This is a genomic window from Marinobacter sp. L-80 (assembly GCF_056859395.1).
In genome coordinates this window covers 1-26,494 of sequence record NZ_JBSXOI010000067.1, presented here as the reverse complement: position 1 = coordinate 26,494, position 26,494 = coordinate 1, and the positions used below count along the sequence as shown (strand labels likewise).

The following is a 26,494-nucleotide window of genomic DNA, read 5'->3' as shown; positions in this document are numbered from 1 at the left end:
AGGGCGTGGGGTGGGGCATAAATTTTTCGGGGAAAAAGATGTCTGAGCGAAGCGAGTTGCTTTTTACCCGAAAAATTTATGCCCCACCCTGCGACCACGCTCCAAACCAAGAGGCCCAAAAAATCAGGGCCCAACCTCTGGGGCAGGATCCGGACCACCCTCGCGAAACTCGCTGGCCGACTTGCCGGTCCACTTCCGGAAGGCGCGGCTGAAGTTGGAAAGGTCGGCATAGCCCAGCTCGTAGGCAATCTCGCTGACCGATTGGTTGGTATACCGGAGCAGCTGGATCGCCCGGTCTTTCAGCACCGATTCGACAATTTCCCGATAGCTGGTATCCCGGTCCGCCAGCCGGCGTTTCAGGGTGCGCGACGAGACGCAGAAGCGTTCGGCCATGGCTTCCAGTGACGGCAACGGCCCGGGCATCATTCGGAGCATGTTGCGGATCGCCAGGACGATATCGCCCTGTTCCTTCAGCGCCTTCTGCAGCTCGAATTCGCATTGGTCCCGGGCCATTCGGGAGGCTTCCGCATCGGCCAGGCGCATACGCACATCGAGAAGCTCCCGGGGGAACACCATCATTTCGTCGGCCTGGCCGTACTCGAACCGAACCGGAAGCTGGTCGGCAAACCGCTGGTACCAGGGCGGCTCCGGAGCGCTCAGGCGAACGGTGACACCCGGCAGTTTGCCGTCTTCCAGGGCAAAGCCGTGTTTGGCGGCGTCCTCGCGGTCCAGGAGCTGTTCGGTCAGCAGAATCAGGGTGGCGCTGACGGTCTCGGCCAGAAACGGGTAGAGGCCGGGCACTTCGAATTCGGTGCAGAGTTTTACCAGTACCTGATCCCCCGCTTCGGACTGGCTCATACTGAGAAACGGCACCCGCAGATGCAGGTATCGGCGCACAGAATCCAGGGCATCGGCGAAGGTGGGGCTGGTGAGGGCCGCGAAGCCCAGGGTGCCGTGGATTGTCAGCCGCAACTCCCTGGCCAGCGTGAAGCTGAGACCGTCCTGGCCGGCCAGGTTCACGGCCCGTTTGGCCATGATGATGGCATCGGTGACAAACACCCGACTGTCGTTGGACTTGAGATCGTCCGGGCTGAACTCCAGGCCTTCATAGAGTAACCGGTCGTTATAGCCCAGCTGGCGCACTGTCTCGGCCAGAACCCGCAGGTAAGCGCCCGGCACCAGGAACAATCCCAGCATCTGCCGTTCTTTGTCCGGACCGCTTGCGCTCATTGGCATTCCTTATGATTGAGGTGGCTGAAGCACTTCAACTGACTCTATCAGATGCCTCCCGCCGGAACAGTGGGGCCCGGCACACCCGGATCGCCGTCAGCATGGCCAATCAATTTCCAGCCCGTGTCCCATCCTGATCGACCACCGTCCCCTTTGCGCATTCCTGCCAGACATTGACTGCCCCACACTGGAGCCATGACATCAGCCAGAGTGAGGAGTACGCAGATGCTGAGCACTAAAACCACAGAAAAGAAGACGGCTCCGGTTACCAGAGCCTCCAACACACCCGATAACGTCACCATCACAGCCCAGCGCATGGGCTTTGAGTTCGGTGAGCAGGTTCCCCGTTACTGGGTCGATAACAGCTACACCATCAGCCACATCATGAATGCGCTCTCGGTCCTGTTTCCGCAGGGCGAGCAGTTCTTCGTGGATTCGGTAAGAGCGTTCCGGGACCAGATCTCCGATCCCAAACTGAAAGAGGAGATACGCGGGTTCATCGGCCAGGAGGCCATGCACTCACTGGAGCACATCGCCATGAACCAGCACGTTCGTGACCAGGGCATGCCGGTGGAAGAGCTGGAAAAACACCTGGAAGTGGTTCTGGGGATTGCCAAGAAGCTGCCCAAGCGTCACCAGCTGGCCATCACCTGTGCCCTCGAGCACCTCACCGCCATGATGGCCGACATGCTGCTGGAGCGTGACGATGTGCGCCAGGACATGGATGAATCCATGCGCCCGCTGTGGGTCTGGCACGCCATTGAAGAAACCGAGCACAAGGCGGTTGCCTACGACGTTTTCCAGGCAGCTGGCGGCACTTATGCAGAGCGTGCGTTTTATCTTATGTTCAGCACCGCCGCACTGGGCGTGATGAGCACCTATTTCACCAGCCGGATGATGCTCAACGACCGCAAGAACTTCTCTCTTGTAGACACGGCTACGGGTCTCTGGCGCCTCTGGGGCGTAAACGGCACCTTCTCAAGTCTGATTCCCACATGGCTTGAGTACTTCAAACCGGGTTTTCACCCCTGGGACCACGACAATAGCGATCTGATTGCCCGTTTCAAAGAGGAGATTCAGGCGCACATCGCACCACAGTACAAGAAAGGTAATCGCAGGACGCTTCAGTAAACCACGGAAGCAACTCCCAACCCTGAAGGGAAGCGGGTGGGGAGGTCTTTGTGCAGGGAAAATGATGTCTGAGCGTAGCGAGTTGCCTTTTCCCGGAAGAAAGACCTCCCCGCCCGATTCCCCACTTCCGGGTCAGGCATTCGGCTCAGCGACTCCGGATCGAATGACTTCTCCCTTCCGCCAAAGCCGCCATTCACCTGGCTGGTAAACATCCCACTTTTCATCTGTGGTCAGAGGTTCAGTAACGATCACGCTGACGATGTCATTGGGCGTCGTTTCCGATTCGAAATCCACCGTTACATCGGCGTCTTTCAGACGTGCAGGACCAAACGGGGCTCTCCGGGTGATGCTGGCCATTTTGGTGGTGCAGTAAGTGAACAGCCAATCACCGTTACTCAGTAGGAGGTTGAAAACGCCCTGGCTGGCGTAGGCGACGGACAACCGGACCAGGCGGTCGATGATTTCATCGGTTCCGGTATTGCGATCGCAGTGCGTTCGAAGGTGGTTAAGAATATCGCAGAACAGCGCCTCGCTGTCGGTGGTTCCGACCGGCTCGTAGAAGCCGGGATTCGAACGGAAACCGGAGAGCTGGCCGTTGTGGGCGAACACCCAGTAGCGACCCCAGAGTTCGCGCATGAAGGGATGGGTGTTGGCCAGGCAGGTGTCGCCGACGTTGGCCTGGCGAATGTGGCAGATGGCCACTTCGCTTTTTATTGGATGAGTCTGGACCACTGCGGCGATTCGGGAATTGGCGCTGGCATCGGCGTCGTGGAAGGCCCGTACGCCTTTGCCTTCGTAAAAGGCGACGCCCCAGCCGTCCTTGTGCGGGCCGGTCTGTCCACCCCGACGGGTCAGGCCGGTAAAGCTGAAACACAGGTCAGTGGGGGTGTTGGCGCTCATGGCCAGTAATTCGCACATGGGTTACGTCATTCTTGCCGGAGGATGTCTGCCACAAGAATAACGTAATCAACTCGCTTCGACAGTGAGAATCTCAAGCTGGCGGGGATTGTGGCCGGCGCCGACCACACAGTTACGCCCCGCTCGCTTGCCACTGTAGAGCCACCGATCGGCAACCCGGAACAGGCTTTCGGCCTCGCGACCATGGTCTGGCCACTGGGCTATCCCGAAGGAGGCAGTCACCCGGATGCGGGCTTCCCCGTAGGGCAGTTCAAGGTCAGATATCCGCTGGCGCAGCTCGTCCATCAGGACAAAGGCATCCGCCGGCTTCACATCTCTCAGAATCAGGCCGAACTCCTCGCCACCCAGGCGGCCGACAAAATCGGTGCTCCTCAGCCGTTCGGTCATGCATCGGCTGATGTTTTTCAGAACAAAGTCTCCGGCCTCATGGCCCAGAGTGTCGTTAACGACCTTGAAGTGGTCAATATCCATCACCACCAGCGCAAAACCGGCTCCACTGCGATCGCACTCGGCAATGGTGCGATTCAACGTACCCTGGAAGTTGCTGCGATTGGCGAGGCCGGTCAGTGCGTCAGTCTGGGCCATGTCCACCAGGCGCTGCTCGGACTCTTCGCGGCGCACCTCATACAGGTGAATGAAGGCCAGCATCAGTGCACCGCACAACACCATGTTGAGCAGATCGATCATCGCGTGGGGGCTGCCGACCTGGCCAAGGTGAATGTAATAGATAACGCCCCCGACGAGCATAAAGGGTGCGCTGAGAATCATGCCTTCTTTCTTGCCAAGCAACAGGTAGGCGAGAACCGGCATCATCAGCACCCAGACGAAAGCGGACACCGAGGCTTCCGGTAACAGCATGATCACCAGGAAGAACGCGAACAAAGGCACCAGATAGGCATAGACCCACTGCTGCAGATGAGGAGTGGATTTCAGGCGCCAGACGCCGAAAAAAAGCAAAGTGCTGGCAAACAGCTCAGCAACCGCCACCCATGGGTAGCCATTGAGAAACTGCAGGCAAGCAAAAATCACCAGAGCCGAGCCGGTGATCAGAAAAAGCAGCCGCATCAGTGAGCGGCGATGGCTGTCGCGCAGACCCGAGCGGCTCTGTTCCAGAGTGGCCCCCAGGTCAGAATGGTGAGGCGTATTCATGCTGACTCTTCCTTGGATCAGCTTCCGAGTATAGCCCCGAAAAACTGTTTGTAAAACGTACAGCGAGCCCAAGCTTCAGGCCCGCCGCACGCATCGAGTCTTCAGATATAGAGGTTCTTGCGGGAGAAACGCTCCACCAGCGGCTGGTAAGCAGAACCCAGCAGGCGGTTGATCGCATCAATACCCCAGGCGTCCGGGCCCACCAATATGCGGGACTCATTCTTGAGGATGCCTTTTACAATGATTTCTGCGGCTTTCTCGGGCGTGGTCATGGCGAGTTTATCGAAGCCTTTACGCTGGGCGACGGCGTTCTCGGACTTGCCCATGCGCGCTGCATTGACAATGTTGGTGCGGATACCACCAGGATGCACACAACTCACCGCCACCGGCTGGTTCTCCAGCTTCATTTCCTGGCGCAGGGCTTCGGTGAATCCTCGCACCGCAAACTTGGCGGCGTTGTAGGCGCTCTGCTTGGGCACTCCAATCAGGCCAAATACACTGGAAACGTTCACCACATGGCCATCGCCCGAGGCAATCAGATGGGGCAGGAAGGCCCGGGTACCGTGAGCAACCCCCCAGAAATCAATGTCCATGACCCATTTGAAGTCTTCGTCGGTCATCTCACGGACCGTGGCAGACAGGGCAACGCCCGCGTTGTTGATGACCAGATTGACCTGACCGAAATCTTTCACAACCTCCTCCGCATGGGCAAAGATGGCATCGCGATCAGACACGTCCAGCCGGTAGGTTTTTACATCAGCGCCGCTTAGCGCTGCAGCGGTTTCGGCCAGGCCTGACTCATTGACGTCGGACAGCGCCAGTCGGCAGCCCCGGTCCGCCAGCGATTTGGCGAGCGCGCGGCCGATACCCGAACCGGCACCGGTAACAACGGCAACTTTGTTCTTCAGATTCTTCATGGTCACAGACCTCTTAATTGTAGGCACATCAATTAAAGCAGATACTCTAACAATTGCCTGCTTGCGGGATATGGCTTTAGTGAACCAGGCCACATGGCATTCCGGCCACCCTCTGACGCGGCACCCGGTTTCCGGTACAATCCCTTGCCGTTGGCCGGTGCACGACACCGGCCCTCTACCTCCCCCGAATCTGTGGATTTTCTGTATGGAATGGAGTCTTACGCATTTCTGGCTGATCCTGGCGCTGGTGCTGGGCCTGGCTGAACTGGCCTCAGGTGTCCTGTTACTTCTGGCCCTGGGCATTGCGGCCGCGCTGACCGCCTTGCTGGCCTTTCTGGGAGCACCATTCGAATGGCAGCTGGCCGGTATGGGGCTGTTCTCGGGAATTCTGGTACCTGTCGCCATTCGCTGGATCCGTCCGCGCTTCTCACCCAAAGGTGTGGCATATGGCACAACCGGTACCGGCGTGGAGCAAGGCCGGCGTTATCAGACCCTGAAGCGGGATTTCGATGGAGCCACAGGCATCAAGGTCAATGGCGATTTCTATCGCCTGCGAGTGACTGACACCGGGGAAACCGACCTTCCGGAAGGAACCGACGTCATTTTCAAACAGTTTGACGGCACGACCGCCGTTGTTGAGACGATCACACACAAGGAACAGTAAGCATGGAACAGTATCTTTCACCCGGGCTGATCATCAGCCTGATTCTGGTCGCTATTGGCATCTTCATCATCGCCAAGGGTCTGGTCATCGTGCGCCAATCCGAGGTTATGGTCATTGAGCGCCTCGGTTCGTTCAACCGGATCCTCGAAAGCGGTGTGAACATCATTATTCCCTTCATCGAGCGCCCACGGCCGATCACCATGATCCGCTACGTACGCATGGGTGAGGATTATCATCCGGTGATGAGCGACGAAACCCGCATCGACCGCCGGGAAACGGTCATGGACTTTCCGGGACAGCCCGTGGTGACCACCGACAACGTGACGGTGAAGATCAACGGCGCCCTCTACTACCAGATCATCGACCCGCGCCGGGCCGTGTACGAAGTGGCCAACATGAGCCAGGCGGTGGAAGTGCTGGCCAAGACCACCCTGCGCTCGGTGGTCGGCAAGATGGAACTGGACAAGCTGTTTGAATCCCGCAGCGAGGTGAATAACGCGATCCAGGCCGAGATGGAAGAGGCCGCTTCCAAGTGGGGTGTAAAACTCACCCGGGTGGAGGTTCAGGACATCAGCATGCCGGAAGAAGTGGAAGAAGCCATGCGATTGCAGATGGCTGCGGAGCGGAAACGCCGGGCCACGGTCACCGAAGCCGAGGGTGAAAAGTCAGCAGCCATCGCCATGGCCCAGGGTCAGCGGGAGTCCGCCATCCTCAACGCCCAGGGCGACAAGGAATCGGCCATTCTCCGGGCCCAGGGCGAACAGGAGTCCATCCGTCTGGTACTCAGCGCCATGGGCGACTCCGAGGAAAACAAACAGACCGTCATTGGCTACCTGCTGGGCCAGAGCTATATCAAGGTTCTGCCAAATATGGCGAAAGAGGGAGAGCGGGTGTTCGTGCCCTATGAATCCTCAGCGCTGCTGGGTTCCATGGGCATGTTCCGGGAACTGGCCGGCAGCCCCGAAGACACCGTTCGCCAGCACTTGCAGCGCGATGGCTTGCGTGGCGGACTGGTTGGCTCGGCCGGTAACAGTTAAGCCCTGAAAGCTTTCACCCCAGCAGGTTGTCCAGGGGTTGCTCGTAACTGGGGGCAAACACCTTCAGGAAATAGGCAACCTCTGACAGCCCGTCTGCGTCCAACCGCTGGCGGATCTGCCGGGCGGCCGGCTCGAATTCCTTGTTGCCGGCCCGGATCTCCGCCTGGCACTTGAGCCACGCCGAGAGCCTGTCGGCGGCCTTGATCAATTCCCGGTCTTCGGCCGGTAGCTGAGACTCCCGAACGTAGGGCGAAAAATCCTCCCGCAAATCCTCCGGTAACAGCGCCAGCAGCTCGGCCTCGGCCTTGTGCTCGATGTCCCCGAACGCCTCACGCATCACCTTCGAATGGTATTTCACCGGTGTTGGCATATCCCCGGTAATTACTTCCGTCGCATCATGGTAAAGCGCTGCCGCTGCAATGCGGTCGGCGTTCACCTGGCCGCCAAAATGCCGGTTGCGGATGATGGCAAGGGCGTGGGCGAGGGTCGCCACCTCCCAGGAATGGGTGGCCACATTTTCCTCAATGGCATTTCGCATCAGCCCCCAGCGCTTGATCCAGCGCAGGCGGGAAACATAGGCGAAAAAATGGCTGGCAACGTTACCCATCACTTACAGACCTGTTTTGCATAAGTTCATAATCTTTTGCTTCAGGTGCACAAAATCCCCGTGCTATTCTGAATGCGTATTCAATTGTTACATAACCGGGGATATCGTGTCCGCTGAAGCCCATATTCGAAGATTAATGGCCATTCTTGTTGCGGCTATTATGCTGGCAACGGCGCCGGTTCGGGCAAACGAAACCGAAATCACTGTGGGCGTTTACCACTTTCCCCCGATCGCCAGTGTCAATTCCGATGGCAAAGTCGAGGGCTTCCTCGGGGGACTGCTGGAGGTGCTTGAGCAGATACACCCGGATGTCTCATTCCATATCATCCACACCTCCCCCAAACGCCGCCACCTGGATTTCGATGCCGGTCTCTACGACGTCATCTTCTTTCAAAGCCCTGACTGGGGTTGGACAGAGAAGGATGTGGACATTACCCGCCCGATCCTGGCCGACGAGGAACTTTATGTCGCTCTCAAGAAACCCGGCAGAGACTCCTCATTCTTTAACGACCTGCGCAACCGATCTATTGTGGCCATTTCCGGCTATTACTATGGTTTTACCGGGTACGAAACTGACAACTCCGTGCTGGAAGAAAAATTCAATATCGAGTTTTCCGACAGCCACACGCGCAACATGAATCTGATCAAGGCCGACCGGCCTTCTGTTGCCGAGGTTGCCATCATCAGCCGTTCTTACCTGCAGAAACATTTTGCCCAGCACCCGCAAGACCGGGACAAATTGCTGATCTCGAACGAGCCGGATCAACGCTACCAGCTCAGCATCATTGCCCGAAAGGGCGGCGCCCCGAGTGCGGACGAAATGCTTCGACTACTGGCGCCACTGGTGGACGACGGCCGCTACCGGCAACTCGTTGAAAACTGGGGCCTGCGGTTGCCAGCGGGCTTTCTGACCAGCTTCGAGGCACCCTGACTTCATCGCACGTCCAGGTTGAACGCCACGATAACGTTGCCCTCATCACCCACTTCCGCATTGCGGGCCGGACTCAGAAGGAACAATTGATCGGCAGGGACTCCGTGGGTTTGCTGCATGATGTTACGCAAGCTTTGGCCTCGCGAGGATGCCAGATTTCTCAATGCCTCCGGCGCAAGTGACCGCTCACCGGCCAGGTAGGCTTCCCGGGCCTCCTGCCATGCCTCCTCCGACAGGTCCTGCTCACCACTTGCAGTCAGTTCATCACGCAACAGGGCAAGGCCATCTGCCTGGGACTCAACGTTGCCACGTATGTTCAGCAACAGGTCCGGCCGGTCCAGCAGCGCGTCTGCCAGAGCGGCCAGCTTTTCCGCCTCGCCTTCGGCCAGTTGGATACTGCCGGGGATAAACCTCACCTTCCCGAGCTCCTCCCCGCTCAGGCCGGCGAGCTCGGCAATCGAGCCGAGCATACTGAACGGTGAGGCCGCTGCCTTGGCCAGAAGGTTCACGAACGCCCGCATCACAACTTTTCCGACGCTGAAGTCCGGGTCAGACAGGTCGCCGCTGATGGGCAAGTCGACTTCAATCACTCCCTTACTGTCCCGAAGCAGCGCGAGGCCGAGTTTTACCGGCGCATTAACGGCCTGATCACTGGCGATGGCCGAACCCAGCTCGAGACGATCCATCACCACCAGATTGGACGCATCGATCCTGGATCCGGCAATTTCATAATCAAGATTCAGGTTCAGCTTGCCACTGTCCACGCCATAACCCAGGTAACGACCAAAGTAAGGCGAAAGCGCAGGCAGGGACAATTCCTGCATATTCAGTTTCAGATCGCTGACATCCTCGGTACCAAGGGTGCCAATGGTGCCTTCAAAGTCCAGGTCCGCCACGCCGCCGACCCGGCCCCGGATAGAGACCTTGCCCTGTTGTGGGGAAATGTTGCTGAGGCCTGTCACGCTGCCGTTCAGCTCATCAAACCAGGTGGTAAACGCCGGCGCCAACGTGCGGTCGGTATACGCCAGCTCGCCATTTTCCAGCATCAGCTGGCCAATACGGAAAATGAACCCCGGCTCGGAATCCTCCCCCTGCTGAGCATCTGCGGTCGCCTCCTGCTGACCACCGGCCGCTGGCGCTTTGGCGATCCGCTCGACGTTGTGGATATTGTCGGTATTGCGGACAACGTTGATGACCGGCTGGGCCAGGGTCACCGTTCCTATTTCCAGGCGTGCCGGATACACGTTGTATTCAATAGGTGCCAGGCGCAGAGTTTGCCAGGAAACCAGCGAACCAGAACTGTCGGGCAGCTTCAGATCCAGACCGGCCACTTCCGCGGTGCCGCTGAAGGTGCCCGTGAGAGGCTCCTGCTGCCCATCCAGATCAAGGTTGCCGTCAACGCCCAGAGTGCCGCTGGTAATGGCGAGGTTGGCGCCTTCCTGAACGTAGGGCTCAAAGGCGGCCAGAGCGATGCCGTTTCCGGAGATGGCGGCTTCCAGGGTAAACGGTGCAGGTGTCAGCTGGCCGTTCAGTGACAGTTGGCCGCCACTGGCCAGGCTTCCGGTTATTTCGTAAGAGACCGGTTCTTCAAGTAGATGGCTCAGTGGCCCGATGGATGCGGAAAGCTGCTCTACGGCAATTTCAGTCGCTGTCGCCGGTTGACTGTCCTGCCAGAGAATACGCCCACCGGAGAGCGCGACGCCCGCCACTGACCAGCGGAATGGCTGGCCGCCGGTAGACGCTTCGCCGCCGCCCTCCGTCTCACCGTTGTTGGTGGCCAGCGGCGCCAACCAGTCAATCTCTCCGTTTGCGCTCCTGGCCACGGCCACATCGAGCTTGTCCAGAGAGACCTGGCCGATACGGATTTCGCGGCCATTCAAGTCGAACCCGACAGCATCCACAGAAAGCTCAGCGTTGGTCAATCTCGCCTGCTCACTCTGTTCATCCAGAGCGACGGCCAGATTCTCGAGTTGCAGCTGACCGTTGGCCGTCTCCAGGAAAAAGCCGTCGCCGGCCTGGATTTCATAGTCGGAGCTCAGGGTGACGCTGCCACCACGCAGATCATAGGGAAAGAAAGGAGCCAGGAAATGAGCCAGGGTTTCATAGCCCACCGATGACACCTTGAGCGTGCCGTTCGAGTAGAACGGGGCGACGCTCAGATCACCCTGCCACTCGATGGTCTGACTGCCCAGCGCCGCCAGCAGGGAGTAATCGCTGTCCTGCCCCTCGCGACGCCAGGTGGCCAGATCACTCAGGGTAAGATCCATCGGGGTAATCCGGAACTCGGCCATGTCCGCCTGGGTAAAATCCCGGAACAACATTTCGCCGCCGTTGAGTTCAATTTTCCCGAAGTACAGCCGGGGTGGCGCCGCCGCGTCATCCGATTGCGACGCTTCAGGCGCTGGTTCTGCAGGTCCCGGGTTGGCCGCCTGCCAGTCTCTCGCAAAATTGACGCTGTAGTCCTCCAGCAGATCCACCCGAACATAGGGCTCATCCAGCTGGATGGCTTCAAACCCGGCAATACCCCGAACCAGCTGGAAAAAGTTCATGTCCAACATGAGCCGGTCAAAGGCAACCACCTGCTCACCCTGGGGATCGTTGGCCGACAGACCCAGCGCCTCAACTCGAAGGGTGAACGGGTTGGTTCGGATATCAGTGATTTCTGCCTGCCAGCCCATACGCTGGTCCAGCTGCTCGGGTACCAGACGCTCCAGCCACCAGGGAAGTAGCAGGAAACCGGCCAGGGCATAGAGGATGAAAAGCACCAGGAATCCGATCAACAGATTCCTGGGCATATGACTGCGTTTACGGCTCTGGGCCACGGACATCTCCTTCTAAACGGCGGATTCCCGGGGCAATCTTGCCCACCTGCCTGTTCACAAGGATAGTCGTCCCAGAGGCTGTTTGTCAGCTGTGACGGTTATGACCCGGCATCACTAACTCCGGGTCGGCGGCCATGTTCGCAAATTCGCCGATCTCATTGAGGTCTCTGGGTACCATGGCAGCCCGCACCAACTTGCGGGTCGAATTGCCGGTTTTCGGATAGGCCGCCTGGCCGGCGCGCCAGGTAACCGGCATTGAAGGCGTGCCGATACGCTGATCAATCTGCCGCAACCGCTTGTACATGAAGGCATGCTGGCTATCTTCATGATCTGGCACCAGGGCAAAGAAGGCGCTGGCCGAGTATCGGGCGAGAAACACCTGATCCGACATCTGATCACGCAATGCCTCGCTGATTTCCCTGACGACCGCGTTCAACGACTCATCACCCATTCCGGTGGACAGTTCACGGAAGTTGGCGATGTCGAGGTAAATCAAGGCAAACGGGTTGCCGCGGTCGTTGTCCCGGGCAAGGATATCCAGCAGGCGTTGTTCCAGCGCTGACCGGTTGGGCAGGCCGGTAACGGCATCGGTAAAGGCAAGCTCTGCCACCCGTTTATCCTCTTCCGCCTTGAATGCCTCAAGTGCCCGCTGATGTTTTACATCCAGAACGGTCACAACCAGGGCCACGGCCAGCATCGCAATGCAGAAGACTGCCAGGGGTATTCCCATCCAGTTCCCCCGCAGGCCGTTGTCAGCTGCAGGCACGGCGCCCTCCGGAAAGGTCATCGCCATCATGCCCGTGTAATGCATCCCACAGATTGCAGCGGCCATCACCAGGGCGGCCACGAACTGTACCGCCAGGGTGCCGGATCCGTCCATGCCCTGCAGTTTCCGGCAGAGGGCAAGCGCAGCTCCCGAAGCCACAACGGCAATCGCGATCGAAATCAGCAAAAATACGGTGTTAAACGTTGGCGGCGCTGACATGCGCATGGCATACATGCCCAGGTAGTGCATCACTACGATACCGCTGGCCATGGACAGGGTCGCACTGACGAACAGAGGGACTCCCAATTGTTTGCGCCCGATGATGTGCAGAGCCACACCGGAAGCGAGCACGGCTGCGAGCCAGGAAACCAACGTCATCATCACATCAAACGACATGGGAACACCCATCGGCATAGCCCGCATTCCGACGAAATGCATCGTCCAGACTCCGGTGCCCATCAGCAGGGCGCCGGCCAGTAGCCATTTCCGACGTTCGCCAGACTCCGCATTAACGAGTCTGGCACCAAAAAACAGAGCCGCATAAGCTGCCAATACAGCAACCAGAAAGGAGGCGACAACCAGGGGCAGATCATATTCGGACATCATTTGTGCAAACCTTTGTTTTGTGTGTGCGCGCGGGCCAGCCAGGCAGTTTGCCCAAACCAGACCCGCATCGGCGTCGAAGGAGATACGGGCCAGCTGTGATACAGGTCTCACTTTATTGTTGGGTTTATGTAACCGTTTCAGACATAAGCAGCGCTGACAGTGAACCCTGAACCCGATATGCTTCTGGCTCGTATTTCTCCCGGGGCGTTTTACGCGCAGGCAAGAGGACAGGTTATGGACATCGGCGATATGCGTCGTGATTTCGAGAGCGAGGGGCTGGATCGCGATGCACTGGACAATAATCCGGTGCAGCAGTTCCAGAACTGGTTTGAGGATGCCCGGGAAGCAGGCATTCTGGAACCCAACGCCATGTCGCTGGCGACCACGGGGCAGGACGGCATGCCAGATCTCCGCACGGTATTGCTGAAGTACTTCGACGACCATGGCTTTGTGTTCTACACCAACTACGGCAGTCGCAAAGCGAAGGAGATGGAGGAAAATCCGCAGGCGGCGCTTTTGTTCCCCTGGATCGGATTGAACCGACAAGTAAGGATCCAGGGTGCCGTTGAGAAAGTCAGCAAGGCCGAATCCCTGCGGTACTTCGCATCGCGCCCCAGGGGCAGCCAGATCGGCGCCTGGGTTTCCGAACAGAGCAAGGCCATTACGTCCAGGGGCCTACTCGAACAGAAGGTTGCCGAAATCAAGCGGAAGTTCAGCGAGGGCGAAGTGCCTCTTCCCAGCTTCTGGGGCGGCTATCGCATCGTGCCGGAGCGTATCGAATTCTGGCAGGGCAGGCCCAGCCGGCTTCACGACCGTTTTGAATATGTGAGGAAAGGCGATGGCTGGCTCATCCAGCGACTTCAACCCTGAATCCCGACCGTCGGTCTGGCTGTGTCACCAGACCGACGGGCCCGAAATTGCGCACCCGCACTGGCTGACTGACTACGAACGCCAGACAGCGAGCAAGTTCAGCGGTCCCCGGGAACGAGAATACCTTTCCAGCCGCTGGCTGATTCGTCAGGCCATCGGCAAGTCAGCGCAGATGGCACCGGACCTCTGCTGCCCGGTATCCGGGCGCCCTAATGCGTCCGGCACGCCCGAGGGCTGGCGACTGTCCCTCAGCCACAGCCAGGGCCTGTCTGCCTGCGCCACTCTATCAGGCTCCCCCATTGGACTGGATCTTGAACCCTGCCAGCGCCATGCTCAATGGCAGAAAGTAGTAAAACGCTGGTTCTCCCCCGTCGAGCAGGAGTGGCTGTTCCGCGAAGACGACTCCAACACCTTCCTCAAGGTCTGGACCCTGAAGGAAGCATGGCTGAAAGCCACGGGCAGGGGCATTGCCGGCAACCTGCAAACGCTTGAGGTGCGGAAGAATTTCGAGATCTACGGCGACCAGCCCGAGCAGGACTGGCAGGCGGCCTGTTGCTATATTGAAGGCTATCTGTTGACCGTGGTGTACCGTGGAAGCCGGCCCCTATGGCCGGAAATCACCCTACTTGAGCCGCCGCCACGGGACTTCGCCCTGGTGGATGCCGAGCCGATGGAGGCCTACTGGGAGCCACTGTTCCAACGCACGATTCGTCGAAAAAGCCCGTAACCCGAACCAGACACAAATAACACAGGCTATTGTATGGAGACCGCTGAACGCTGCCCCTGGTGTGGAAATGATCCGCTTTACGTGCACTATCACGACACCGTCTGGGGCCGCCCGGAGTACGACGATCTCGCCCTTTTCGAAAAACTCTGCCTGGACGGCCAACAGGCCGGCCTGAGCTGGATCACCATCTTGCGAAAACAGCACAATTACCGAGCCGCTTACGATGACTTCAATCCGGAAAAGATCGTCCGTTACGATGAAGCGAAGGTCGAGGAACTGCTGTCAGACCCGGGCATCATCCGCAACCGGTTAAAGGTCAGATCGATCATCAAGAATGCCCGGGGCTATCTGGATCTGCGAGAACAAGGTATCGGTTTCAGTGATTTTCTCTGGTCGTTTGTTGGCGATAAACCAATCCAGAACCATTGGCGCGCCTTCTCCGAAGTGCCGACCACAACCGCAGAATCCGAGGCCATGTCGAAAGCTCTGAAGCGGTCCGGTTTCACCTTTGTCGGCCCAACCATTGTGTACGCCTTCATGCAGGCGACCGGCATGGTGAATGATCATCTGGTTCAGTGCCCACAACACCGGGAATGCTATTTACTAAGCCAATGATCTCAATAGGCTGGGGGGTCGTAAGTTCTGGAGTGTTTGAAACCGCGGAGCTTTACTGTGCGAATCACTCTTGACCAACTCAGAAGCCTGCAGAGTCCGGTTATCGACCTGCTTGAGATCCTCTCGCTTGAGGGCCAGCACTACATGGCCCGCCTGAGTATGGACAACCAGACCCTGCTCCTCTCGGAAAAGAACGGAACCACCAGCCTTTTCCGGGGTGCCTGGCAGATCCAGGACACCCTGGCGTCGTTCGACATTCGGGAGACCCAGGTGGTCCACCCCTCCGCTTACCACGAAATGGTGGGAATGGAACCGACCGACGTTGAACCGATGCGAATCCGGGTGCAGAGGCAGAAACCGTGATTGCTGTAGCGAGACTAGCCATCCTTGTTGGCATCGCGGGGTTGATCCCGTTTATCGGCCTCTTGGCGGGGCTGTTTTTCATGCCGCAATACAGTGTGGCGCTTCTCGGCTACTTCTATCTGTACAGCGCAGGCATTCTGGCGTTTATGGCTGGCGTCTATTGGCCCATTGCCATGCAGCTGGACAACTGCTGCTACCCGTTGTCTCCACTGATGACTATGCTACTCAGCCAGGTCTTCTTTGTGGCCGCAGGGATAGGGCTACTTCTGCCTGTCAGTGGCCAGATTGTGTTGTATACCAGTGCCTATCTCGCCCTCTATCTGGTGGACGCCCGCTGGATGAAGGTCTATTGGCCAGCCTGGTATCTTCGCCTGAGACTCGTCCTCACCTCAGTCGTCCTGGTCTGTCAGCTTACAGCGGCAGCCTGGTTTCTCCTGCTGCACACTGCTCACTGAATTCTGAAGGGGAATGCGGGAGCCTGACGTAAATCAGGCTCCAAACGCATCTTCGGGGGATTCGTAACGACTCTGCAGCTTCTTCAGGGCAGTTTTCTCGATCTGGCGCACCCGCTCTCTGCTGATGCCAAGATCGTCGGAAATCACCTGCAGCGTTTCCGGTTCCGGCAGTCCCAGACCATAACGACGCGACAGAATGTCTTTCTCACGATCATTCAGCTCGCTGAGCATCGACTTCAGGGTGCGCTGCCGGTCCCTGTCCGACATCGGGTGATCCGGCGCCATCTGGTCGCCGGCGTCCAGGCTGTCTCCGAGGGTGACGGACCCGTCCTCAACAAGGGGAACATCGGTTGATATCTCCCGGGTCGCCAGCGCCCTTAACTCGCCGATCCTCGACGGGCTTGCCTCCATTTCGCGGGCAAGCTCCGATTGGGAAGGCGTCCGCCCAAGGCTCTGATGCATTCGCAGCGACACCTTGTGCAGCTGTCGAATTTCATCCACCACATTTTCCGGTGTGTGCACCAGCCGCGTCCCCCGCTGCAGGCAGCGTTTGACTTCCTCGCTTATCCACCAGTAGGCATAAGTCGAGAATCGGAAGCCCTTGGTGGGATCAAAACGCTCTACCGCCTTGATCAGACCGACGTTGGCGTCCTGGATGAGGTCAGACATAGGGATGCCGTGCTGCCCGTAACGGCGGGCAATATGCACCGCCAGACGCAGATTGCTCTGTATCAGCTTGCGACGACAAGCCGTCGCCAGATGAAAGGCCCGGCGACATCGAGATGAAAACGCACAGGCGTCTCCGAGGCTACCAATCACTTCCCGGAACGTCTGCGGAGTCTCCTCCGGCAGGGCCAGTTCGGTACTGATAATTCGGTAGCACAGTGTCAGTTTGCGGGAGAGGCGGCGTTCGGCCTCATCTGTCAGCAGTTCATACCGGGACGCATCCCTGAAGTACAGCCCGACCAGGGAATCCCTTTCACCATCGTTGGGCGTTGTCGGAGACGGTCCCAGCCTTTCGGTCGTTCGCATGGCTTAGGTACCGGTCAGAATTTACACCAAAGAATACGACGTGCTGTAGCTGATGGATTTACCGGGGCAGGGTCAGTAAAAACCCACAGGCGACACGGACGGTCGGCTGTGGGTATCGTGCGGGGAAGTTACAGAAACTCAGGCTGCGACGATCGCATACTCATGGTTGTGAGGCTCGATCAGAACGCCATGCAGAGCAACGATGGCTTTCTCATAGTCGTCCTCATCCACCACAAACTGGATGTCCACCTGACGCATGCACTGGTGCAGCGCAAGAATACTGATTTCCTCATCGGCCAGCGCCTTCACGGAACGGGCCAGAATACCCGGAACCTTCATATCGCTGCCGATGGCCGAAACAACCGCCACCTTCCGGGTGTTGATTTCGGCATTGGGGAACTCTTCCTTCAGCGCTTTGACCACCCGCTTGACGTGTTTCAGCGTGCTGCCCACATAGTGGGTAATGGTGTTGGCGTTGGTGTCCTTGGACATGAACCGAACCTTGAAACGGCTCAATACATCCAGAATACGGCGATCGGAGCCCGGCTCGCCCTGCATGTCCTGATCGAACACTTCCACGGCAAAAACGCCTTTGGCGCCCGCGATGATCTCCACCTGAGGCTTCTCACTGACGTAATCGCCGGTGATCAGCGTACCGGTGTGCTCCGGCTCAAAGGTGTTCATCACACGCAGCGGAATCTCGTTCTGGCGCATGCCTTTACCGGCACGGGGATGGATCGCTTCCATGCCCAGATTGGCCAGCTGGTCGGCCACGTCATAGTTGGTCCGGCCCAGTGGCACCACCTTGTCTGCGCCAACAATGTTGGGGTCGGCAGAGCTCAGGTGGTATTCCTTGTGGATAATCGCCTCCCGGGCCTCGGTGATTACTGCTACCCGGCTGAAGGTCATCTCGCTGTAACCCCGGTCGAAGGTACGCATCAGACCTTCCTTGCACTGGGCATAACCGGTCACGATCGGCAGCTCACGGGTGAGGTCCACCGCATCGAAGGCCTGCTTGAGCTTTTCGTCCAGCGGCAGCAACTCGTTATCGCGCCAGCCGGTCAAATCCACAAAGCGGGCATTGATGCCTTCCTGCTGGAGCTTCAGGGCGGTATTGAAGGCACTGTGGGCCTCACCAATACCGGCCAGCATTTCACGCACCGTCAGCAGATGTTCTTCCAGCTGGAACTGGCCATAGGAGCACAGGCGCTGCAGGTCGATGAGGCAGCCCCGAACACCTTCAATCCGGTCGGTGATAAACTGATCCGCCTGCTGCTTCAGCATCGGGTCTTCGAACAGCTCGCCGTTGATGTCGGTCAGGAACTTGACCAGCTTGGTGAGATCGTCACCCCAGGCCCAGTCAGACTCTGCATCCGCAAACAGGGCATAGACGCCTGGCTCACCGGTCTTCTTGTGTTCCAGCAGTTCATTGGTCACGCCGCCATAGGCAGAGACCACGAAAATGCGCTGGTACAGATTGTCCTTCTTGCGATTACCGATAATGATGTTGTCACGAACGGCCTCGTAGTTACTCATCGAGGTGCCGCCGATTTTCTCAACGGTATGTAGTTGGCTGGTCATAATCTTGCCTTTGCTATCCTGCAGCATGAATGTCCGGAGGTGCAGGCGTCTTACGACGCCTCGCTGAGCCCTTCCTGCATGATTTCGTCCACACTTTTTGCCAGCAGAGCAGCCCCTTTCTTGAGGTCTTCCTCGCTGGTTGTAAGCGGCATCAGGCACTTGATGACTTCATCATTCGGACCACTGGTCTCGATGATCAGGCCGTGCTCGAAGGCACGTTTGGTGATCGGGCCTGTGATGTCTGCGTGTTTTGCTTCAATACCACGCATCAAACCGCGCCCCTTCATTTTGAACTGACCGGGGTACTTGTCGCAAATCGACTGAAGGGCATCGCCCAGCACCTTGGTCTTGGCCTTCACCTCATTGGCAAAGGCATCGTCTTTCCAGTAGTTCTCGACAGCAGCGCGGGCAGTGATAAACGCCATGTTGTTGCCGCGGAAGGTACCGTTGTGCTCGCCCGGATCCCACACGTCCAGCTCCGGCTTGAACAGTACCAGGGCCATCGGCAGGCCATAGCCGCTGAGGGACTTGGAAACCGTTACGATGTCCGGCTTGATACCGGCAAATTCAAAGCTGAAGAACTCGCCGGTGCGGCCATTGCCCGCCTGGATATCATCCAGGATCAGCAGAATATCGTGCTTCTTGCACAGCTCCGACAGACCTTTCAGCCATTCCGCGCGACAGGCGTTCAGACCGCCTTCGCCCTGAACCGCTTCGACGATTACCGCCGCTGGCAGTTCAAAACCGGAGGAACCATCGCTCAGCAGTTTATCCATGATCGCCAGGGTATCGACATCGTCGCCCAGGTAGCCGTCATAGAACATGAAGTCGACATTGCCCAGGGGCGTGCCAACACCGCCGCGGTGATGCTTGTTACCCGTAGTGGCAACCGCGCCCATGGTCACGCCGTGGAAACCGTTGGTAAAGGAAATAATGCCGCTGCGGCCTTTCACCTTACGGGCCAGCTTCAGGGCCGCTTCCACACAGTTGGTGCCGGTGGGACCGGTGAACTGCATTTTGTAGTCCAGACCACGGGGATCCAGGATGTGCTTCTTGTAGGATTCCATGAAGTCGTGCTTGGCCGTGGTAAACATATCAAGGCCCTGGCTCACGCCGTCTGCCTCGATGTACTCAAGCAAAGCCTTCTTCAGGGTGTCGTTGTTGTGGCCGTAGTTCAGGGACCCGGCGCCGGCGAGAAAATCCAGGTATTCCTTGCCATCTTCAGTGTACAGGTGCGCGTTCTTGGCACGGTTGAAGATAACCGGAAACGCACGGCTGTATACACGTACTTCGGATTCAGTCGACTTGAAAATTTCCATCGTCTTGCCTCTTAGCATGTCAGGTTCGAGGTAGATGCGCGGTGGCTTATCAAAAACTGCTGATGGGGTAGCGATAGGCCTACCGTGCGTTGATTAAAGCCCTGTGACAGACCTACCTCAGTGGTCCGCCGGCTAATTCAAATCACAGCTTTACAGTCGTTCACAGCGCCGCAATCTTGTTGCAGGGCTGATCCAGGACCGCGGCCCTCAGGCTGGCTTCGTGAAAGGCCCTATGCGCAGCAAGAATTCGGAATCGTGCTTGCCGCCAAAGTGGGTCTCTTTCTCGAAATGCTCGTGGTAGGTGAGCTCGGCTCCCATATCACGGGCGAATGAACGGAACAGCGCCCATGAGGCCTCGTTGTCCTCGGTGATGGTTGTCTCCATATGGGTGACGTTCTTGCACGCATCACGGCCAACGATTTCTTTCAGCATCCGCTTGGCCAGGCCCTGTCCACGACCTTTCTCATGCACGGCCACCTGCCAGACAAACATGGTTTCGGGCTGTTGGGGAGGGATGTATCCGGAGATAAAGCCGACCAGATCGCCGTCCTTCTCCGCGGCCACGCCGGTTTCGGCAAAGTGGCTGCACTGCAACAGGTTGCAGTAAATCGAGTTGGGGTCCAGCGGCGGGCACTCTGCCACCAGCTGGTGGAGCCTGAAGCCATCATCTTTCACCGGTGTGCGAAGCGTGATGGCGGTGGTATTCGATCCTTCTGATGTCATAACGAGATCAATTCGTGGCAAAAAGTTAGTGTTGAATTATATAGACCACAAAATATATTTCAAGTACAGCTCAAACCCGCCTACGGCAAGGCTCCAGCTCACTCTTTCAGAATAGACCGGATTGAAGCATTCGCCAGTGACAAAATGGTTAAATTAGTGAAGGAAAAATCACATCATCGGCACTCAGTGAGGTGCCTTTCAGAATTCGGTTCCGATAGGACACAGCGGCAGGCGAGCCGACCGGCCACAACCGGTCAAACTCCGGCAACCAGGCCTCAAGTGCATAGGATACAGGCAGCAGAGACACATGCAGCCCATGCCGCTCAATTCCGGCAACCGGCTCAATGACGGGGCTGGACAGACCAATCCGGGTGATCAGCCCACGCGGGTCTGATTGCAGATTCCCCATGCCTGCGGAGCCATTGTTCACTACCACCCGACTCTGCTCACCCACCAACCCCGACCAGAGCACCGGCAGGCACGTGTGGGTTGAGGCAATGACATCGGCCCCCGACGCCAGGAACCATTGCGAGAGCTTGCCATCGTTACCCTCGACAAAAGCTTCGTGAGCCAACCCCCATCCGGCCAGGGACTCCAGATCCCCGTGCACCACCAAAACCTTTAGGCCTCCAAAGATCAGGCATCGATACCGCGGCAGCAAGGACAAGCGACGCTGGATATCCGGATGTTCCCCGGCAATCCCTTGAAGCCGCTCCATGATAAGGTTCGACCGCTCCACCACGCCCTGATCGACAAAATCCGGGTAGGCGCAACCGCACCCTGCACCGGCACTGGGATTGGCCAGCTCGAAATCCACGTTCCCCAGACTGACCGTGTGATCCAACACCCGGTTGTTGATGGTTCGGAACAGGCTATCGCTGGCGTTGAACCAGTTGAAGTCGCCATTGAACACCAGCTTCACCCGATGCCCCTGTCGCTCCTCCGCCAGCGCCATCTGCTCAATTTCATCAAGGGCCCAGGGATTGCCATACAGCCCGCCGATAATATAGAGCACATCCTCGGAGACCGTGCGAGGCTCCTGACACAGATCCTCGGCAGAATAGCGGTACGCCAACGGACAGCTGCGGCCTTCGCTCATCGACTCAGGCCTCCCCAGCCGCCAGTGACCGTCCGGCAAGACGACGGAGCAATAAAGGGGTAAAGAAGCCAGCCGTGCAGATCAGGAAGCCGTAGGCGTTCACGCCCAGCAACATGGCGTACTTGCCATCGCCAATGGCCCAGCTTGCCGGAATCAGCCCAACCGCCAGCAACACGCCAAGGCCCAGACCGGTCCAGAAACTCAGATGGAAACTCCAGGGCGACCACCTGGTGAAACCGTAGAAAAGGAACACCGGCGCCAGCCCCATGACCATCGTTCCGGAGATAGTGGTGGCCTTGAGGATATCGGTACCGGCAAACATGGGCAGGTTGCCCGCGAAGGCGAAGATAATCATCACCACAGCCCCCACCCGCATGCTCGGCAGCTTGTCAGATGCACGCTTTGCGAGTCGGGGCAAATCCACCGCCAACGACTTGGCCAGGGAAGTAAAGGTGGAATCCAGGGTGGACCCCGCCGACGTCATCATGACCACGCTCATGAAGAACAACGCTGCCAGGCCCAGAGACTGGCCCACGGCAGCAGGCGCGTTGCCCATGGCCTCAATGCCGTTAAGACGGGCGTGAACACCCACCAGACTGAAGATAAACACCGCCACGAAGCCCAGTAGCCCGGCCACCACAAAGCTCTTCAGCATGGTCTTTTCCTTGTTCACAAAGCCCCGGTCGGTCAGCACCGGATCGTGGAACGGATAACTGAACAGCTGCAGCAAAGCCACCAACAGCAGGTCAAAACCGGCGTTGAGCCGGAACTCACCATTGGTCAGCAAGGCGCTGGTATCGTTGGCCGGAATGATCAGTAACAGCACCGCTCCCACAAAGAACACAAACACGAAAGCCTGAATCACATCGGTGAAAATCGAAGACCGCAGCCCACCCTTCAGGCTGTAGGCCAGAGTAAACACCGTAAACAGCATCGCCGCCGCGTAATACTCCCACTCACCGGGCAACCCGAAATAACCGCCCACCACCGCCGTATTACTCCAGACTTCGTTATAAAGCCGGATCAGAATCGCCGCCGCAAACGCCAGACTGGCCAGCCGGCCAAAGCGGGAGGTCAGAAAATCCTGCAGACTCCGCGCCCCGGTCTGGGTTCGGATCAGGTAAATCACATACCCCGCCACAGGAATCGACAGCCAGTAACTGGCATAGGCCAGACCGCCCACCACGCCATAAGCCGCACCCAGGTTCGCCGCATTGGTCACCGACTTGGCAAAGATCCAGCTGATAAAAATACTGGCCGTAAGCGACCACTGCCCCACCGGGTTACCCTGGTCATCGGCGCCTTTATAAAAAGAATTCGCGTTCTTGCTCCTGGGCGACAGCCAATACATCACCACGCCGTAGACCAGCAGGAATCCCCAGAACAGGGAGGCCTCTGTGAAGTTCATGTTTTCTTACCTTGTTCTTTGTCGTTTAATCCGGGGTTTTTCCCGGGTTTCTGGTTTGGGTGCCTTTCGGGACAGGCCGGTAGGGATTTCAAAAAAACGCCCGTGAACCCATCCATGGGGGGCTTGGTCGCGCCGTCCATGGCGCTCCACATTTTTTGAAATCCCTACCGGCCTGCCCCTTGTTCAACTTCCGTTCTGGTTTCCCCGGCGAAGGAGATAGCCAACAACCGAATAGCAAAGCCGTACCCGCGGTCTGGGTGGTGAGGTTATTTTCCCGCCAGGAAAAAGATGTCTGAGCGAAGCGAGTTGTTTTTCCCAAGGGAAAATAACCTCACCTCCCAGGCCGCCAATGACCAGCAATCAGTCCTGAGCGGCCCTACACCAGAATCAAGCCGGCGCCGAACAACTAGCCCCAAAGCGGTAACAGGAAAAACACCGGTGATGCCGCAACATAATGCGCTCATCCATACTCTCGGTCAGCGTCCCCCCCAGGTCATACTGCGGGTCATCATCCACCAGCGTGCAGGCATACACCCGAACCTGGTCGCCCTTCTTCACCAGCATCCGCGTATAGGTACACATGAAATGGGAGCGAGCCTCCTTGGTCGGATACTTCTCCATACAGGTCTCGGTAATCTCCGGGCTGCCGTCTTCCGAGCCGGGGGTACCCAGATCCGGAAACGCGGTAAACGCCAGGTTCTCCGGAATATTCCATTCCCTGAAGATGTCACGGAAGGCCGCCTCGACATTCGCCGGAATTTCCTCCGGATCGGTCTGGCGGGCAATGGATACCTTGAAGCCCTGTTCGATCAGCCAGTGGATGCCCTCCAGGGCCTGGTCAAAGCTGCCGTCACCGCGATCCTTGTCGTGCCGGGCGCGGTCGGGGAAATCCAGGCTGACCCGGAAGTGAATCGGATAGGGGTTGTCCAGTAATGGCAGCACCTGGTGCCGACGTTTAAGCAACGGCTCGGTGGCGTTGGTGAGCACGAAACAGGGCCGGTGCTGACTGGCGTAATCCAGGATGTTGACGAAGTCACGGATCACAAAGGGCTCACCGCCGGTGAAGGAGAACTGCTCCACACCCATGTCGATGGCTTCGTGGATAAACGGCTTTACGTCACTCAGTTTCATGCCCGGAATGCGGCCATCGCCGGGGTGCGATCCCTCCAGGCAAAACGGGCAGGCCAGGTTGCAGGCGGTGCCGGTGTGGATCCACAGCTCTTTGAGCTTGTCGCCATCGATGTAACCCCGGGGGTCGCCGTTGCGAGTGTGGGTCCAGCTGTCGCGGGCCCGGGGTTCCAGGACTTCCACGGCCGGAATGCGATTTTTCCGGGCCGGTCGAACTTCAGTCAGGGGCATGAATGCTCCTCGGTGTATTCGTGTTTTTCCCACGGCGCCAGCCGTGCAGTTTCTCCAGCAGCTTCAGGATGCCTTCGGGGGCATGGGCACGCTTCCATTCGCCGGCAGCGTATTTCGCCGACTCGTTCCAGGTCGGGTACGGATGAATGGTGCCCAGAATCTTGTTCAGGCCCAGGCCGTGTTTCATCGCCAGGGTAAATTCGGCCAGGATTTCGCCTGCGTGTGTGCCTACCACCACAGCACCCAGGATCTTGTCCTTGCCCGGCGGGGTCAGCACCTTGATAAAACCATGATCCTCACTCTCGGCAATGGCACGATCCAGATCATCCAGGCCGTACCGGGTGACCTCGTAGGCCACGCCCTGCGCCTTGGCTTCGGCTTCACTGAGCCCCACCCGCGCCACTTCCGGGGAGGTAAAGGTCACCCAGGGCATCACCCGGTAGTCCACCCTGAATCGCTTGAACTGGCCGAACAGGCCGTTTACCGCTGCGTACCAGGCCTGGTGCGCCGCCGCGTGGGTGAACTGGTAGGGGCCCGCCACATCACCGCAGGCAAATACGTTCGGATAACGCAGGCTCATATCCTCTTCCACCGGCACGGTTCCGTTCGGCAGGGTATCCACCCCAATCCGCTCCAGATTCAGGCCGGCGGTGTTGGCCGCACGGCCAACAGCAACCAGCACCTGATCGAAAGGAATGCGTATCCGCTCACCCTCGTGCTCGCAGTAGGCAACCTTCTCTCCTTCCTCTATACGAAACTCGGCGGCGGAATGTTTCAGCCGGACATCCACGCCGTCCGCCTGGAACTGCTTCAGAACCAGTTCGGAGACATCCTCATCTTCCCTGGCCAGAATGCGCTCGCCCATTTCCACCTGAGTCACCTTGCTGCCCAGGCGGGCAAACGCATGGGCGAGTTCGGAGCCAATCGGACCACCGCCCAGCACCAACAGACGCTCGGGCTGTTCTTCCAGCTCCCACAGGTTATCGGACGTCAGCGGCTGCATGTCATTGAGACCGGGGATCGGAGGTACGGCCGGCTTGCCGCCGGTAGCAACAACGATACTGCGGGCGGTCAGGCGCTCCGTGCGGCCATCGTTGTGCCGGACCTCAAGCTCCCAGGGCGACACAAAGCTGGCTTCGCCGGCAATGCAGTCCACGCCCAACTTGCGGTAGCGCTCCGGAGAGTCGTGGGGCTCCACTTTCGCGATCACATCCTTGACCCGGTCCATGATGTTCTTGAATGAGCCTTTAACGGGCACTGATTCCAGGCCGTAACGGTTGGCGTGACGAAGGGTATCGGCCGCCTTGGCACTGCGGATCAGGGCCTTGGAGGGCACGCAGCCGGTATTCAGGCAATCGCCACCCATCTTGTGTTTCTCTATAAGAGCCACCTTGGCTTTCACGGCTGCGGCAATGTAGGCCGAGACCAGACCGGCAGAGCCACCGCCTATGACCAGCAGGTTGTAATCGAAATGTTCGGGCTTCTGCCAGCCGGCGTACACTTTGCGGCGGCGGATAAAGCCCACCACAAATTTGGCAATCAGCGGGAACAGACCCAGTAGCGCGAAGGAGAGCAGTAGATCGGCCGAGACGATGTCGCCGGTGGACTGGATCTGGCCCAACTGGGTACCCGCATTCACATAAACAAAGGTGCCGGGCAACATGGCGAGCCAGCTTACCAGCGCATAGGTGCGCAGCTTCATGGCCGTCAGGCCCATGGCCAGGTTGATCAGGAAGAAGGGAAACACCGGCACAAGCCGCAAGGTTGCAAGGTAGAAGGCGCCGTCTTTTTCAATGCCGCGATCCATCTTCGCCACGGTTTCGCCATACCGTTTTCGAAGCGTGTCTCGCATCAGGAACCGCGCCACCAGGAAAGCAAGCGACGCACCGATAGTTGAAGCAACGGAGACGGCTGCCAGACCGTAGAGATTGCCGAAAAACGCACCACCGGCCAGCGTCATGATGGTAGCGCCTGGCAGAGAAAGCGCTGTTACCACGACATAAACAACAACGAAGCCCAGCACCGGAGGCTGTAAACCAAATTGTGTAACTGCCCACGACTGAGTAGTCTTTTCAAAAGGATACCATCGTGGGTACGCAATTGGACCAAGAAAAACTTAAAGCTATGGCCGCCGAGCTGGCCAAGGACATCAAGTCTGAAAAAGA

Annotated in this window: 24 protein-coding genes; 9 read left to right on the top strand and 15 right to left on the bottom strand. The window is 58.2% G+C overall.

The features are described from left to right. Positions 1-123: 123 nt before the first annotated feature. Positions 124-1,230, bottom strand: a complete 1,107-nt coding sequence (locus AC13E3_RS11040) for a helix-turn-helix domain-containing protein (RefSeq protein ID WP_053113558.1) — start codon at positions 1,228-1,230, stop codon at positions 124-126. Between the two features lie 225 nt (positions 1,231-1,455). On the opposite strand from AC13E3_RS11040, the gene AC13E3_RS11035 reads away from it, so the two are divergent. After that, positions 1,456-2,361, top strand: a complete 906-nt coding sequence (locus tag AC13E3_RS11035; RefSeq protein WP_273018478.1) for a metal-dependent hydrolase — start codon at positions 1,456-1,458, stop codon at positions 2,359-2,361. 132 nt (positions 2,362-2,493) lie between these two features. Here the strand turns inward: AC13E3_RS11035 and AC13E3_RS11030 are convergent, their stop codons facing one another. The 3 genes from AC13E3_RS11030 to AC13E3_RS11020 all read right to left on the bottom strand — a co-directional run bounded on the left by AC13E3_RS11030 (position 2,494) and on the right by AC13E3_RS11020 (position 5,345). Further along, positions 2,494-3,279, bottom strand: a complete 786-nt coding sequence (locus AC13E3_RS11030; RefSeq protein ID WP_273070948.1) for a class II glutamine amidotransferase — start codon at positions 3,277-3,279, stop codon at positions 2,494-2,496. A gap of 48 nt (positions 3,280-3,327) precedes the next feature. After that, the gene (locus AC13E3_RS11025) at positions 3,328-4,428 is read right to left on the bottom strand and encodes a GGDEF domain-containing protein (protein WP_008176916.1); all 1,101 of its coding nucleotides are present in this window, start codon (positions 4,426-4,428) and stop codon (positions 3,328-3,330) included. 101 nt (positions 4,429-4,529) lie between these two features. Then, positions 4,530-5,345, bottom strand: coding sequence for an SDR family NAD(P)-dependent oxidoreductase (locus AC13E3_RS11020; protein ID WP_053113553.1), 816 nt, complete (start codon positions 5,343-5,345; stop codon positions 4,530-4,532). A gap of 205 nt (positions 5,346-5,550) precedes the next feature. Here AC13E3_RS11020 and AC13E3_RS11015 point away from each other — a divergent pair, with 205 nt between their 5' ends. Together AC13E3_RS11015 and AC13E3_RS11010 are read left to right on the top strand one after the other, a co-directional pair. Further along, positions 5,551-6,009 (top strand): NfeD family protein, encoded by a 459-nt coding sequence (locus AC13E3_RS11015; protein WP_008176913.1) that lies wholly within the window; start codon positions 5,551-5,553, stop codon positions 6,007-6,009. 2 nt (positions 6,010-6,011) lie between these two features. Continuing rightward, the gene (locus tag AC13E3_RS11010) at positions 6,012-7,046 is read left to right on the top strand and encodes an SPFH domain-containing protein (RefSeq protein WP_273070950.1); all 1,035 of its coding nucleotides are present in this window, start codon (positions 6,012-6,014) and stop codon (positions 7,044-7,046) included. Positions 7,047-7,059: 13 nt separating this feature from the next. Here the strand turns inward: AC13E3_RS11010 and yfbR are convergent, their stop codons facing one another. Next, positions 7,060-7,653, bottom strand: a complete 594-nt coding sequence (gene yfbR / locus AC13E3_RS11005) for a 5'-deoxynucleotidase (RefSeq protein ID WP_273018459.1) — start codon at positions 7,651-7,653, stop codon at positions 7,060-7,062. Between the two features lie 106 nt (positions 7,654-7,759). On the opposite strand from yfbR, the gene AC13E3_RS11000 reads away from it, so the two are divergent. Next, positions 7,760-8,584, top strand: coding sequence for a substrate-binding periplasmic protein (locus AC13E3_RS11000; RefSeq protein WP_227497887.1), 825 nt, complete (start codon positions 7,760-7,762; stop codon positions 8,582-8,584). Positions 8,585-8,586: 2 nt separating this feature from the next. Here the strand turns inward: AC13E3_RS11000 and AC13E3_RS10995 are convergent, their stop codons facing one another. Continuing rightward, entirely contained in the window at positions 8,587-11,412 is a 2,826-nt protein-coding gene (locus tag AC13E3_RS10995) for a DUF748 domain-containing protein (protein ID WP_039882155.1), read from the bottom strand. Between the two features lie 79 nt (positions 11,413-11,491). Next, positions 11,492-12,778: an MHYT domain-containing protein gene (locus tag AC13E3_RS10990; RefSeq protein ID WP_008176902.1), complete on the bottom strand. Its 1,287-nt coding sequence runs from the start codon at positions 12,776-12,778 to the stop codon at positions 11,492-11,494. A 234-nt stretch (positions 12,779-13,012) separates the two neighbouring features. Here AC13E3_RS10990 and pdxH point away from each other — a divergent pair, with 234 nt between their 5' ends. From pdxH to AC13E3_RS10965, 5 genes are read left to right on the top strand one after another with little or no spacing between them, the layout of a single operon-like run. After that, positions 13,013-13,648: a pyridoxamine 5'-phosphate oxidase gene (gene pdxH / locus AC13E3_RS10985; protein ID WP_008176900.1), complete on the top strand. Its 636-nt coding sequence runs from the start codon at positions 13,013-13,015 to the stop codon at positions 13,646-13,648. Beyond that, positions 13,617-14,375 carry a 4'-phosphopantetheinyl transferase family protein gene (locus tag AC13E3_RS10980; RefSeq protein WP_008176898.1) on the top strand — a complete coding sequence of 253 codons (759 nt, stop codon included), beginning with the start codon at positions 13,617-13,619 and terminating at the stop codon, positions 14,373-14,375. The genes pdxH and AC13E3_RS10980 overlap by 32 nt, the downstream gene beginning before the upstream one ends. 33 nt (positions 14,376-14,408) lie before the next feature. Beyond that, on the top strand, positions 14,409-14,990 hold the full coding sequence (locus AC13E3_RS10975; protein ID WP_008176897.1) for a DNA-3-methyladenine glycosylase I: 582 nt from the start codon (positions 14,409-14,411) through the stop codon (positions 14,988-14,990). Between the two features lie 57 nt (positions 14,991-15,047). Next, entirely contained in the window at positions 15,048-15,353 is a 306-nt protein-coding gene (locus tag AC13E3_RS10970; protein WP_008176895.1) for a DUF6482 family protein, read from the top strand. Continuing rightward, positions 15,350-15,808, top strand: coding sequence for a DUF3429 domain-containing protein (locus AC13E3_RS10965; RefSeq protein ID WP_008176894.1), 459 nt, complete (start codon positions 15,350-15,352; stop codon positions 15,806-15,808). The genes AC13E3_RS10970 and AC13E3_RS10965 overlap by 4 nt, the downstream gene beginning before the upstream one ends. Positions 15,809-15,841: 33 nt before the next feature. Here the strand turns inward: AC13E3_RS10965 and AC13E3_RS10960 are convergent, their stop codons facing one another. From AC13E3_RS10960 to AC13E3_RS10925, 8 genes are all read right to left on the bottom strand, one after another. Continuing rightward, positions 15,842-16,840 (bottom strand): sigma-70 family RNA polymerase sigma factor, encoded by a 999-nt coding sequence (locus tag AC13E3_RS10960; RefSeq protein ID WP_008176892.1) that lies wholly within the window; start codon positions 16,838-16,840, stop codon positions 15,842-15,844. Positions 16,841-16,978: 138 nt separating this feature from the next. Further along, positions 16,979-18,421, bottom strand: coding sequence for an aspartate kinase (locus tag AC13E3_RS10955; protein ID WP_039882177.1), 1,443 nt, complete (start codon positions 18,419-18,421; stop codon positions 16,979-16,981). Between the two features lie 50 nt (positions 18,422-18,471). Continuing rightward, positions 18,472-19,740, bottom strand: a complete 1,269-nt coding sequence (gene ectB / locus AC13E3_RS10950; RefSeq protein WP_008176887.1) for a diaminobutyrate--2-oxoglutarate transaminase — start codon at positions 19,738-19,740, stop codon at positions 18,472-18,474. 207 nt (positions 19,741-19,947) lie between these two features. After that, the gene (ectA, locus tag AC13E3_RS10945) at positions 19,948-20,463 is read right to left on the bottom strand and encodes a diaminobutyrate acetyltransferase (protein ID WP_008176886.1); all 516 of its coding nucleotides are present in this window, start codon (positions 20,461-20,463) and stop codon (positions 19,948-19,950) included. 148 nt (positions 20,464-20,611) lie between these two features. Beyond that, positions 20,612-21,562 carry a hypothetical protein gene (locus tag AC13E3_RS10940; protein WP_273155797.1) on the bottom strand — a complete coding sequence of 317 codons (951 nt, stop codon included), beginning with the start codon at positions 21,560-21,562 and terminating at the stop codon, positions 20,612-20,614. Positions 21,563-21,566: 4 nt separating this feature from the next. Next, positions 21,567-22,970: a sodium:solute symporter family transporter gene (locus AC13E3_RS10935; RefSeq protein WP_482902050.1), complete on the bottom strand. Its 1,404-nt coding sequence runs from the start codon at positions 22,968-22,970 to the stop codon at positions 21,567-21,569. Between the two features lie 387 nt (positions 22,971-23,357). Further along, complete coding sequence (locus tag AC13E3_RS10930; protein WP_482902049.1) at positions 23,358-24,329, bottom strand: radical SAM protein; 972 nt, start codon at positions 24,327-24,329, stop codon at positions 23,358-23,360. Beyond that, positions 24,316-26,289 (bottom strand): FAD-dependent oxidoreductase, encoded by a 1,974-nt coding sequence (locus tag AC13E3_RS10925; protein ID WP_482902048.1) that lies wholly within the window; start codon positions 26,287-26,289, stop codon positions 24,316-24,318. The genes AC13E3_RS10930 and AC13E3_RS10925 overlap by 14 nt, the downstream gene beginning before the upstream one ends. Positions 26,290-26,494: the final 205 nt, after the last annotated feature.